General features: G+C 62.8%; 3 protein-coding genes. All 3 read left to right on the forward strand.

The window, feature by feature from the left end; genetic code table 11:
- A partial coding sequence (locus BLR16_RS27645; RefSeq protein WP_139188237.1) for a non-ribosomal peptide synthetase occupies positions 1-4,539 on the forward strand: 4,539 nt, incomplete at its 5' end.
- Positions 4,540-4,553: 14 nt separating this feature from the next.
- On the forward strand, positions 4,554-11,018 hold the full coding sequence (locus tag BLR16_RS27650; protein WP_074809614.1) for a non-ribosomal peptide synthetase: 6,465 nt from the start codon (positions 4,554-4,556) through the stop codon (positions 11,016-11,018).
- A gap of 1 nt (position 11,019) precedes the next feature.
- A partial coding sequence (locus tag BLR16_RS27655; RefSeq protein ID WP_170846058.1) for an amino acid adenylation domain-containing protein occupies positions 11,020-13,985 on the forward strand: 2,966 nt, incomplete at its 3' end.

Below are 13,985 nucleotides of genomic sequence, written 5' to 3' on the forward strand. Positions count from 1 at the left end.
AGCGGTTCGTTGCCGTTGCTGCCGATTCAGGCGCGTTTCTTCGAGCTGGACATCCCCGAGCGTCAGCACTGGAATCAGGCGCTGATGCTCAAGCCGTTGCAAACGCTGGAGGCCACTTATCTTCAGACTGCATTGACTGCGCTGGTCGAACAGCACGACGCACTGCGCTTGAGTTTCACCCAGCAGAGCGGCCAATGGCAGGCCACCTTCGGCGCGCTGAACACTCGCGAGCTGCTCTGGACCCATGAGCTGGACAGCATCGAGCGCTTGCCTGAGCTGGCTGATGAGGCGCAGCGCAGCCTGGACCTGAAAAACGGCCCGCTGCTGCGTGCCGTGCTGATCAACCTGCCACAAGGCGAACAGCGCCTGTTGCTGGTGATTCACCATCTTGTGGTGGACGGCGTGTCATGGCGGGTGCTGCTGGAGGACCTGCAACAGGCGTACCTCACCCTGGCGCAGGGCCAGCCGGTAGCACTCGCGGCAAAGACCACGTCGCTCAAGCGTTGGGCCGAGCAATTGCAACAGTATGCGACCGGCCAGAAGCTGAACACCGAGCGCGATTACTGGCTGCAGGCCTTGCAGGGCGAAGACCAGCCGCTGCCTCGCGACAAGCCCGAAGGCACGATGCGCAATCGCGACGCGGCGCATGCCTCTTCCTGGCTGAGCCGGGACCTGACCCACAAGCTGCTGAAAGTCGCGCCCGCCGCGTACCGCACGCAAGTCAACGATCTGCTGCTGACGGCGCTGGCCCAGGTCCTCTGCGAATGGAGCCAGCAGCCCTCGGTGCTGATCCAGCTGGAGGGGCATGGCCGTGAAGACCTGTTCGACGATAGCGATCTGAGCCGCACCGCAGGCTGGTTCAGCAGCCTGTTTCCGGTGCGCCTCACACCGCAGATCGCGCCGGGGGCAAGCCTGTGTGGCATCAAGGAGCAATTGCGTGCGGTGCCCGACAAGGGCATTGGTTACGGCGTGTTGCGCTATATGGGCGAGGCGTCTTTCGCGCAGCAGTTGGCTGCCTTGCCGCAGGCGCGGGTCACGTTCAATTACCTGGGCCAGTTCGACGGCAGCTTCAACGAACACCAAGGCGCGCTGTTCGTACCGAGTGCCGACAGTTCAGGCACTGCGCTGTGCGAGGACGGGCCGCTGGGCAACTGGCTGAGCCTCAACGGTCAGGTGTTCGACGGCCAGTTGCAACTGGACTGGAGCTTCAGCTGCGAGGTGTATCACGCCTCGACCATCGACACCCTGGCGCGTCGCTACGAGCAGGCGCTGACCACCCTGATCGAACATTGCACGGCCGGGCATCAAGGCGTCACGCCTTCGGACTTCCCGCTGGCGCGCCTCACCCAGACGCAGCTTGACGAGCTGCCGATTGCTGCGGGCCAGATCGAGGATATCTACCCGCTGTCGCCGATGCAGCAGGGCATGCTGTTTCATTCGCTGTTCGATGAAGGCGTGGGCAACTACATCAATCAGTTGCGGGTGGACATTCGCGGGCTGGATGTGCCGCGTTTCCGCGATGCATGGCAGGCCGCGGTGGACAAGCACGACGTGCTGCGCAGCGGTTTTGTCAGCCAGCGCGAGCAGTCGCTGCAAGTGGTGCAGCGTCAGGTCGAGGTGCCTTTTGTCGAGCTGGATGCGCGCGGTCAGCCGGAAAGCTGGCTCGACGACTGGGCGCAGGCCGACCGTCAGCAAGGCTTCGATCTGGCGCAAGGGCCATTGTTGCGCCTGGCCGTGTTGCGCACCGCCAAAGACGCGTGGCATCTGGTGTATACCAGCCACCATATCCTCATGGATGGCTGGAGCAGCTCGCGCCTGCTCGGTGAAGTGCTGCAACGCTACAGCGGGCAGATGCCAGCGAAACAGGCAGGCCGCTATCGTGATTACATTCAGTGGCTACAGCATCAGGATGCCGCCCTCAGCGAGCATTTCTGGACTGCGGAGCTGGCGGAACTGGACGAGCCGACCCGTTTGCTGCAAGCGTTCAAGTCTTCGGCCGAGGGGCAGGGCTACGGCGACTACATCCAGCTGATCGACAACGACGGCACCCGACGCCTGAACGCGTTTGCCCGCGAGCAGCGCGTCACCCTCAATACGCTGCTGCAATCGGCCTGGCTGTTGCTGCTGCAACGCTATACCGGCCAGTCCAGCGTGACCTTTGGCGCGACCGTGGCCGGGCGTCCGGCCGAGTTGCCGGGTGTCGAAGAACAGCTGGGGCTGTTCATCAACACCCTGCCGGTCATCGCCAGCCCGCGTGCCGAGCAGACGGTGGCCGACTGGGTGCAGCAGGTACAGACGAAGAACCTTGCCCTGCGCGAGCATGAGCACACGCCGCTGTATGACATTCAGCGCTGGGCGCGCAACAGTGGCGAGGCGTTGTTCGACACCATTCTGGTGTTCGAAAACTACCCGGTGTCCGAAGCCCTGCAACGTGCGCCGGACGGTCTGGCCTTCAACGACCTGCGCAATCAGGAGCAGGCGCATTACCCGCTGACCCTTGTGGTCGAGGCCAATGAGGTGCTGTCGGTGCGTTTCAGCTACGACCACCAGCACTTCAGCGCCGAAGGCATTCTGCAACTGGCGGCGCATTTCGATCACCTGCTGCAGAGTCTCTGCGCATCGGCAACCACGCGACTCGGCGAACTGGCATTGCCAACCGCCTGGACGCAAAGCGTGCAGCGCTACCAGAGCGAGCAGTGCGCCCATCAACGCATCGAAGCCCAGGCCGAGCGCACACCGTTGGCCATCGCTCTGAGCTTCGGTGACGAGCAACTGAGCTATCAACAGCTCAACTGCCGCGCCAACCAGTTGGCCCATAAACTGCGTGAGCAGGGCGTCGGTCCGGATGTGCGCGTCGGGCTGGCCGCCGAGCGCGGCCTGGAGATGATTGTCGGCCTGCTGGCCATCCTCAAGGCCGGTGGCGCTTACGTACCGCTGGACCCGGATTACCCGCAGGATCGCTTGGGCTTTCTGATGCACGACAGCGGTATCGAACTGTTACTGACCCAGGCGCCGCTGCTTGGCAAACTGCCAATCCCCGAACAGGTGCAGACGCTCGACCTGGCTGATGTGCTGAACGGTTACAGCACGGAAAACCCGCTCAACCAGACCGCGCCGGACAACCTGGCCTACGTGATCTACACCTCGGGCTCGACCGGTAAGCCAAAAGGCACCTTGCTCGCCCATCACAACCTGATGCGCCTGTTCGCCGCGACGGATGACTGGTTCACATTCAGCGAAAAGGACGTGTGGACGCTGTTCCATTCCTTTGCCTTCGACTTCTCGGTCTGGGAGATTTTCGGCGCGTTGCTGCATGGCGGCCGACTGGTCATCGTGCCGCGCGAAGTAACCCGCTCGCCGGAAAATTTCCATGCACTGCTGGTCGAACAGCAGGTCACGGTGCTCAACCAGACACCGTCGGCGTTCAAGCAGTTGATGCGTGTGGCGTGTGATTCGCCTGTACCGATGTCACTGGAAAAAGTCATCTTCGGCGGCGAAGCGCTGGACGTCGCCAGCCTGAAGCCGTGGTTCGACCGTTTTGGTGATCAGGCAGTGCAGTTGATCAACATGTACGGCATCACCGAAACCACGGTTCACGTGACCTACAGGCCAATAACCGAGGCCGACACGCAAAACCCGGCCAGCCCGATTGGCGAGGCGATCCCGGATTTGTCGTGGTATGTGCTGGACGCGGATTTCAATCCGGTCGCCCAGGGTTGCAGCGGCGAACTGCACATCGGTCATGCCGGTCTGGCGCGGGGTTATCACAACCGCGCGGCGCTGACCGCCGAACGCTTTGTGCCGGACCCGTTTTCCAACGACGGCGGCCGCCTTTACCGCACCGGCGACCTGGCGCGTTATCGGGCTGGTGGGATGATCGACTACGCCGGGCGCATCGACCATCAAGTGAAAATTCGCGGCTTCCGTATCGAGCTGGGCGAAATCGAAGCGCGGCTGCATGCGCACCCGGCCGTGCGCGAAGTGAGCGTGCTGGCGCTGGAAGGGCAATTGGCGGCGTACCTGGTGCCTACCGAGCCTGATCAGGATCAGCCAACGCTGCGTGAAACGCTGAAAAGCCAACTCAGGGCGCACTTGCCCGATTACATGGTGCCTACCCATTTCATCGTTCTCGACAGCATGCCGTTGACCGCCAACGGCAAGCTTGACCGCAAGGCGCTGCCTGCGCCGGACGCCAGTCAGTTGCAGGCCACCTACAGCGCCCCGCAAGGCGAGCTGGAGCAGCAACTGGCAGCGATCTGGGCCGATGTATTGAAGATCGAGCGGGTCGGTCGCAGTGACAACTTCTTCGAGTCGGGCGGGCATTCGCTGCTGGCGGTGCAAATGCTCGTGCGGGTGCGCGAACAGTTGCAGCACGAGGTCAGCCTCAAGGATGTCTTCGAGCAACCGGTGCTGGCGGACTTCAGCGCCACGCTGCAGGAAAAAAATGGCGAAAGTGGCCACGCGCAGGACGAATTGACTAAATCACTGGAGGCACTCAAACGTTTATCAGCGGAGGAAATTGATAATTTGATTGCTTAGCAGGAGAGACCCCAGTGCAACAGTTGCTTGACTCCGTTAAATCGCTGTCCGCCCGTGAACGCAAGGCGCTGGCGGTGCTGCTCAAGCGTCAAGGGGTGAATCTCTACGGGGTCACGCCGATCGCAGTGCGGGAGACGCAGGTGCCGTCCGCGCTCTCCTACGCGCAGCAGCGGCAATGGATCATCTGGCAACTGGAACCGCACAGCGCGGCTTATAACATTCCGCTGGCGTTGCGCCTGCACGGCGCGCTGAATGTCGAGGCATTGCGGCGCAGTGTGGAGCAACTGATCGAGCGTCACGAAACGCTGCGCACCACGTTTGAACAGCAGGGCGATGAAGCGCTGCAGGTGGTGCATCCGGTGTCGCCTTTTGCGCTCGGTGTCGAGCAACTGGCGGCTGGCGAGTCCGTTGAAGCCTGGGTGGATCGCCACGTGCAGCAGTCTTTCGATCTGCTGCAAGGGCCGCTGCTGCGGGTCAACGTGCTCAGGCTGAGCGGGCAGGAGCATGTACTGGTGTTGACCCAGCACCACATCGTCTCCGATGGCTGGTCGATGCCGATCATGGTCGAGGAGTTGATGCAGTTCTACCAGGCCGCCAGCCTCGGTCGCGAGGTCAAGCTGGCGCCTTTGCCGATCCAGTACGCCGACTACGCCCTCTGGCAGCGCAACTGGCTGGAAATGGGTGAACAGGAACGCCAGCTGGCGTACTGGAAGCAGCAACTGGGCGAGCAACAGCCGATTCTGGAATTGCCCACTGATCGGCCGCGTCCTGCGCTGCGCAGTTACCAAGGTGCGCGGCTTAACGTCGAGCTGGACGCTGCGCTGCTTGACGGCCTCAAGGTGCTGGCGCGGCAACAGGGCATCACCCTGTTCATGCTGTTGCTGGCCTCGTTGCAGACCCTGCTGCATCGCTACAGCGGTCAGGCCGATATACGCGTCGGCGTGCCGGTCGCCAACCGTACCCGCAGCGAAACCCAGGGGCTGATCGGCTTCTTCGTCAACACCCAGGTGCTCAAGGCCGAATTCACCATGCAGACATCCGTGGCCGAGCTGTTGCAGCAGGTCAAACACACCGCCGTACAGGCGCAGGCGCATCAGGACCTGCCGTTCGAGCAACTGGTCGAAGCGTTGCAGCCGCAGCGCGACCTGAGCCGCAGCCCGCTGTTCCAGGTGGCCTACAACCACCAGAGCGAAGGCCACAACCAGACCCGTGAGCTGGCAGGGCTGCGTCTGGAATATCAGGTGTCCGCCAAGCACACCGCGCAGTTCGACCTGACCCTCGACACCTGCGAACGCCCGGACGGCCTGACAGCCGCATTGACCTACGCCACCGACCTGTTCGACGCATCGACCATCGAGCGCATGGCCGGGCACTGGCGCAACCTGCTGAGCGGCATGTGCCGCGACGTCAACCAACGCATCGCCGATCTGTCGCTGTTGAGTATCGATGAACGGCAAGACACCCTGCGCGACTGGAACCGCGACATTGCGGTTTACCCAAGCGATTATTGTGCCCATCAACGTATTGAAATCCAGGCCGAGCGCACGCCGCTGGCCATCGCTCTGAGCTTTGGTGCCGAGCAGATGAGCTATCAACAGCTCAACCGTCGCGCCAACCAGATCGCCCATAAACTGCGTGAGCAGGGCGTCGGTCCGGATGTTCGCGTCGGGCTGGCCGCTGAACGTAGTCTGGAAATGATCGTGGGAATGCTGGCGATCCTCAAGGCCGGTGGCGCTTACGTACCGCTGGACCCGGATTACCCGCAGGATCGCCTGAGCTTTCTGATGCAGGACAGCGGTATCGAATTGTTGCTGGCTCAAGCGCATTTGCTGGGTCAGTTGCCGATTCCTGCACACGTTCAAACTCTGGATCTGGCTGATGCGCTGAACGATTACAGCACCGATAACCCGATCAGCCAGACCGCGCCGGACAACCTGGCCTACGTGATCTACACCTCGGGCTCGACCGGTAAGCCAAAAGGTACCTTGCTCGCCCATCACAACCTGATGCGCCTGTTCGCGGCCACAGATGACTGGTTCATATTCAGCGAAAAGGACGTGTGGACGCTGTTCCACTCCTTCGCGTTCGACTTCTCGGTCTGGGAGATTTTCGGCGCGCTGCTGCATGGCGGCCGACTGGTCATCGTGCCGCGCGAAGTGAGCCGCTCGCCGGAAGACTTCCATGCGCTGCTGGTCGAACAGCAGGTCACGGTGCTCAACCAGACACCGTCGGCGTTCAAGCAACTGATGCGTGTGGCCTGCGATTCGTCGCTACCGCTGTCGTTGCAGAAAGTCATCTTTGGCGGCGAGGCACTGGACGTCGCCAGCCTGAAGCCGTGGTTCGAGCGCTTTGGCGATCAAGCGCCACAACTGATCAACATGTACGGCATCACTGAAACCACGGTGCACGTGAGCTATCGACCGATCACGCTGGCCGACACGCAGAACCCGGCCAGCCCGATTGGCGAGGCGATTCCCGACCTGTCGTGGTATGTGCTGGACGCTGATTTCAACCCGGTTGCCCAAGGTTGCAGCGGCGAGTTGCACATCGGCCATGCCGGTCTGGCGCGGGGCTACCATCACCGCGCCGCGCTGACCGCCGAACGCTTTGTGCCTGACCCGTTCTCCAACGACGGTGGCCGCCTGTACCGCACCGGCGACCTGGCGCGTTATCGCGCTGCCGGAACCATCGAATACGCCGGGCGTATCGACCACCAAGTGAAGATTCGCGGCTTCCGTATCGAGCTGGGCGAAATCGAAGCGCGGCTGCAAGCGCTCCCGGCGGTGCGTGAAGTGAGCGTGCTGGCGCTGGAAGGGCAATTGGCGGCGTACCTGGTGCCTACCGAGCCTGATCAGGATCAGACAACGCTGCGTGAAACGCTGAAAAGCCAACTCAGGGCGCACTTGCCCGATTACATGGTGCCTACCCATTTCATCGTTCTCGACAGCATGCCGTTGACCGCCAACGGCAAGCTGGACCGCAAGGCGTTGCCTGCGCCGGACGCCAGTCAGTTGCAGGTCACCTACAGCGCTCCGCAAGGCGAGCTGGAGCAGCAACTGGCAGCGATCTGGGCCGACGTGTTGAAACTCGAGCGGGTCGGACGCAGTGACAACTTTTTCGAGCTGGGTGGGCATTCGCTGCTGGCCACTCAGGTGATTTCGCGTATTCGTCAGCAACTGGACGTCGAGTTGTCGTTACGCGACTTGTTCGAAGCGCGTGATCTGGCGGCCTTCGCGCTCGCAGCCGGCGCAGGGCAGGGCAACGACGCGCCGCGCTTCATCAAGGCCGACCGCACGCAGCCGCTGGGGCTGTCTTACGCGCAGCAGCGTCAGTGGTTCCTCTGGCAGCTTGATCCGCAGAACACCGCGTACATTATTCCCGCAGCCCTGCGCCTGCGCGGTTCGCTGGACATCGCTGCGCTGGAGCACAGTTTCAGCGCGCTGATTGCCCGTCACGAAACCCTGCGCACGACCTTCCGCCAGCAGGGCGAGCAGGCGCTGCAGATCGTTCATCCGCCACGTGCCTTGATCCTGTCTGTCGAGTCGCTGCCCAGCGGCCAGACTCTTGAAGCTTGCGTGCAGCAGGAAATGCAGCGCACGTTCGACCTGGAGCAGGGACCGCTGTTGCGGGTCCGCTTGCTGAACCTCAACACCGATGAACATGTGCTGATTCTGACTCAGCATCACATCGTCTCCGATGGCTGGTCGATGCCGATCATGGTCGATGAACTGGTGCGCCTTTACGAGGGCTACAGTCAGGGCCGTGAGGTGAGCCTGACCGCGCTGGACCTGCAATACGCCGACTACGCACTGTGGCAGCGGACCTGGATGGAGGCTGGCGAGCAGGCCCGGCAGCTGGATTACTGGAAGCAGCAATTGGGCGATCAGCAGCCGATTCTGGAGCTGCCGGCCGATTACCCGCGGCCAGTGGTACAAAGCCATGCCGGTGCGCGTCTGGCAGTCGAGCTTGAGCCTGCGCTGATCGATGGCTTGAAGCAGGTCGCGCGTCAACAGGGCGTGACCCTGTTCATGCTGTTGCTGGCGTCATTCCAGAGCCTGCTGCACCGTCACAGTGGCCAGTCGGATATTCGCGTCGGCGTGCCGATTGCCAACCGCAACCGCGCTGAAACCGAAGGCCTGATCGGCTTCTTCGTCAACACACAGGTGCTGCGCGCCGAGTTTGACGTGCATACGACGTTCAACGAGTTGCTGCAGCAGGTCAAACACACTGCCCTGCAAGCCCAGGCGCATCAGGAGCTGCCATTCGAGCAACTGGTCGAAGCCCTGCAGCCACAGCGCAGCCTCAGCCACAGCCCGCTGTTTCAGGTGATGTTCAATCACCAGCGCCAGGCCAGCGCCGACGTCCGCGCGCTGCCCGGTCTGCAGGTCGAAGCGCTGCTGCCGGACAGTTACCCGGCGCAGTTCGACCTGACCCTCAACACTGCCGAACATGACGGTGGCCTGAGCGCTGGCCTGACCTATGCGACAGCGTTGTTCGACCCGCACACCATCGAGCGGATGGCCGGGCACTGGCTGGCCTTGTTGCAGGCCATCTGCGCCAATGCCGCACAGCGCATTGCCGAAGTGCCGATGCTCGACGTGGCTGAACGGCAGCAGATTCTTCACGACTGGAACGCTACCGCTGCAGACTTCCCCAGTGAAGCCTGCCTGCACAGCCTGATCGAAGCCCAGGTGCGCGCCACGCCGGACGCACCGGCGCTGGTTTTCGCCACTGAACAACTGAGCTACGTACAGCTCAACGCCCGCGCCAATCAGCTTGCGCATCGCCTGCGTGAGTCGGGCGTTGGCCCGGACGTATTGGTGGGCATTTGCGTCGAGCGCAGCCTGGAACTGGTGATCGGCCTGCTGGCGATCATCAAGGCCGGTGGTGCCTACGTGCCGCTGGACCCGGACTACCCCGAGGATCGTCTGGCCTACATGATGCAGGACAGCGGTATCGGTTTGCTGTTGACCCAAGCGGCGCTATTGGAGCGTTTGCCTGTTCCGCCTCAGGTGCAGAGCCTGTGCCTGGATCAGGACGGCGACTGGCTGGAGGGTTACAGCACCGCCAATCCGGTCAACCTCAGCCATCCATTGAACCTGGCTTACGTGATTTACACCTCCGGTTCGACCGGCAAGCCCAAGGGCGCGGGCAACAGCCATCGTGCGCTGATCAACCGTCTGCACTGGATGCAGAAAGCTTACAAAATTGATGGCAGCGATACCGTTCTGCAGAAGACACCGTTCAGTTTCGACGTGTCGGTCTGGGAATTCTTCTGGCCGCTGATGACCGGCGCGCGTCTGGCCGTGGCGCTGCCGGGTGATCACCGCGACCCCGAGCGACTGGTGCAGACCATCCGCGAGCATCAGGTCACGACGCTGCATTTCGTGCCGTCGATGCTGCAGGCGTTCATGACTCATCCCCAGGTGGAAAGCTGTAACACGCTGCGCCGAGTGGTATGCAGCGGTGAAGCACTGCCTGCCGAGCTGGCCGCTCAGGTGCTCAAGCGCTTGCCGCAGGCCGGTTTGTACAACCTGTATGGCCCGACCGAAGCGGCCATCGACGTGACCCATTGGACGTGCACCACAGACGACGTGCTCAGCGTGCCGATCGGACGGCCGATCGACAACCTGAAAACCCACATCCTCGACGACGGTCTGCTGCCAGCTGCACAGGGCGTGGCGGCGGAGTTGTACCTGGGGGGCGTCGGTCTGGCGCGTGGTTATCACAACCGTGCAGCACTGACGGCCGAGCGTTTCGTGCCGGACCCGTTCGACGAGCAGGGCGGCGGCAGGCTGTACCGCACCGGCGATCTGGCGCGTTATCGCGACGCAGGTGTTATCGACTACGCCGGGCGTATCGACCATCAGGTGAAGATTCGCGGCTTGCGCATCGAACTGGGCGAAATCGAAGCCAGCCTGCTGGAGCACGACAGCGTTCATGAGGCGGTGGTGATCGACGTTGACGGCCCGTCCGGCAAACAGCTGGCGGCGTATCTGGTGGTCGGGCACCACGACGATCAGTTGCGTGATGCGCTCAAGGCCTGTCTCAAGGAATCGCTGCCGGACTACATGGTGCCCACGCATTTCATCGTGCTGGACAGAATGCCGCTGAGCGCCAACGGCAAGCTCGATCGCAAGGCACTGCCTAAGCCGGACGCCAGCCAGTTGCAGCGCCAGTACGTCGCACCCTGTACCGAGCAGGAACAGCAGATGGCGGCGATCTGGGCCGATGTGCTGAAAGTCGAGCGTGTCGGGCTGAGCGATGATTTCTTCGAGCTGGGTGGTCACTCGCTGTTGGCGACGCAGCTGATTTCCAGAATCCACACCGGCCTGGGAATCGACATTCCGCTGCGCCTGATCTTCGAGAAACCGCAACTGAACGAATTTATTCAGGCCTTCGCCGGCAGTGGCCTGTCGCTGACCGAGGACGGCTTGTCCGATATTGAAAAAATGATGAATGAAATGGCGGGTATCTGACATGGACAAGTCTGCAGCAGAGCGTATTGCCCAGCGTTTCGTCGGCCTGCCCGTCGAACAGCGGCGCCAGATCCTCGCCAAAATGCATGAGACCGGACAGAGCTTCAAACTGCTGCCCATCGCCGTGACCCGGCATGCCGCAGCGCGTATTCCGCTGTCTTACGCGCAGCAGCGCATGCTGTTCCTCTGGCAGATGGAGCCGGGCAACGCAGCCTACAACGTGCCTTTGGCGGTGCGTTTGAAAGGCGCACTGGACCGGCAGGCGCTGAGCGCAGCGCTGGAGCGGCTGGTGCAACGCCATGAAACCCTGCGCACCCGCTTCGTTTCAGAGGATGGCGTGTTCTATCAGGAGATTCTCGAACAGGCTACAGTCGCTCTTGAGTTCGCGTCGGTGGCGCCCGCAGACATCGAGCAGCAGGTGCGCGCCGAGTTGCAAAAGCCCTTCGACCTGCTGAGCGGCACGCTGCTGCGGGTCAAGCTGTTCCAACTGAGTGAAAGCGAACACGTACTGACCGTGTGCATGCATCACGTGGTGTCCGATGGCTGGTCCGGCGAAGTGCTGATTCGCGAATTCGTGCAGTTGTATCAGACTCAGGTATCCGGACAACCGATTTCGTTACCCGAGCTGGCGATTCAGTACGCAGATTACGCGATCTGGCAACGCGCCTGGCTGGAGGCCGGGGAGGGCGAGCGGCAGCTGGACTACTGGAAACAGCAACTGGGCAGCGAACATCCGTTGCTGAGCCTGCCACTGGATCATCCGCGTCCGCTGCAACCGAGCCATCGCGGTGCGATGGTGCGCGTCGACCTGCCGCAGCAATTGTCCACGCAACTGAAAAGCCTGGCGCGCAACAATGGCCAGACCCTGTTCATGGTGACGCTGGCGGCGCTGTCGGTGGTGCTGTCGCGCTTCAGCGGGCAGTCCGACATCCGCATCGGCGCACCCAATGCCGGGCGCACACGCAGCGAGCTGGAAGGGCTGATCGGCTTTTTCATCAACACTCAGGTGCTGCGCGTGCAGGTGGATGAGCGGCAGAGCTTTGCCGAGCTGCTGGATCAGGTCAAGCAGGTGGTGACGGGCGCGCAGTCGCATCAGGAACTGCCGTTCGAGCATCTGGTGGATGCCTTGGCACCGGAGCGCAATCCGGGCCACAACCCGCTGTTCCAGTTCAAGATCAATCAGCACGTGCTGGCGGCCGATGGCAGCGGGCAGCGCGTGTCGGGCCTGACGGTCGATGAGTTCCCGATGGGCGGCAGCGATGCGCGTTTCGATCTGGCCTTCGACTTCACCGACACGCCCGAAGGGATACGCGGTTATTTCACCTACGCCACCGACCTGTTCGAAGCGCAGAGCATCGAGCGTATCGCCGAAGCGTTGCGCAGCGTGCTGCAAGCACTGGTCTCGGACACCGACCGGCGTCTGGCCGATCATCCACACGCCGTATCGTCGCCGGTCGCCGAGCAAACCCAGGACGTTGCCTGCCCCGATTTCCTCAGCCTCTGGCAACAGGGCCTGCGTGCCGGGCGTGGCAACACCGCGTTGCGTGTGGGTCAGCAGGTATTGAGCTTTGACGAGCTTGAGACACGCAGTAACCAATTCGCCCGCTACCTGCACGCCCAGGACATCAAGCCGGGCATGACCGTCGCGCTGTGTCTGGACCGCTCCGTGGAATGGGTGGTCAGCCTGCTGGCGGTGCTGAAACTGGGCGCGGTGTACTTGCCGCTGGACAGCGCGCAACCGTTCGAGCGCTTGCAGCAACTGGCCCGTGACAGCGGCGCGGTGCTGCTGGTGCATGCACCCGATGATGACAAGGCCGCGCGGTTGGGCGTGTGCCCGGTGCTGGCGTTCGATGCTGCGCTGTGGGCCGCTGTCGATAGCGGGGCGCTGGATGTTCGGGTGCTGTCTGGGCAAGCGGCGTACATCATCTACACCTCCGGCTCCACCGGGCAGCCCAAGGGGGTGGTGGTCAGCCACGGCGCGCTGGCCAACTATGTGCAGGGCGTGCTTGAGCGTCTGGCGTTGAATGAAGGGGCGAGCATGGCGATGGTGTCGACGGTCGCTGCCGACCTGGGGCATACGCTGTTGTTCGGTGCGCTGGCGTCCGGCCGACCGCTGCACCTGCTGTCGCACGAGCAGGCGTTCGACCCTGACGGTTTTGCGCGTTACATGGCCGAGCATCAGGTTGAAGTGCTGAAAATCGTGCCCAGCCATTTGCAGGGTCTGCTACAGGCCGCCAACCCGGCGGACGTGCTGCCTGGGCAAGTGCTCATTCTGGGTGGCGAGGCCAGCGCCTGGGCGTTGATCGAGCAGGTGCGTGCGCTCAAGCCGGGCTGCCGGATCATCAACCACTACGGCCCGACCGAAACCACGGTCGGTATCCTGACCCACGAAGTGGCCGGGCACCTCAGTGCCTGCCGTAGTGTGCCGGTCGGTCAGCCGCTGGCCAACGGCAAAGCGCGGGTGCTGGACGCTTACCTCAATCCGGTGGCCGAACGGGTGGCCGGTGAACTGTATCTGGGCGGTCGCGGGCTGGCGCAGGGCTATCTGGGCCGTGCGGCAATGACCGCCGAACGCTTTGTGCCGGACCCGGACGCCAACGGTCAGCGTTTGTACCGTGCAGGCGACCGCGCGCAGTGGGTGGATGGCGTGCTGGAATACCTCGGCCGTGCTGACGATCAGGTGAAAATCCGCGGTTACCGGGTCGAACCGGGCGAGGTCGGCCGGCTTCTGCAAACCCTGGAAAACGTGGCCGACGCCGTGGTGCTGGCGCAGCCGCTGGAAAGCGATGAGACACGCCTGCAACTGGTGGCCTATTGCGTCGCGGCAGCCGGCACGAGCCTCAACGTCGACAAACTGCGTGAGCAGCTGGCGGCGCGCTTGCCGGACTACATGGTGCCCGCGCAGATCATGCTGCTGGACAGTCTGCCACTGACCGCCAACGGCAAGCTCGACAAGCGCGCCTTGCC

It is taken from the genome of Pseudomonas sp. BS3767 (assembly GCF_900099665.1).
GTDB classification, from domain to species: Bacteria; Pseudomonadota; Gammaproteobacteria; order Pseudomonadales; family Pseudomonadaceae; genus Aquipseudomonas; species Aquipseudomonas cerasi.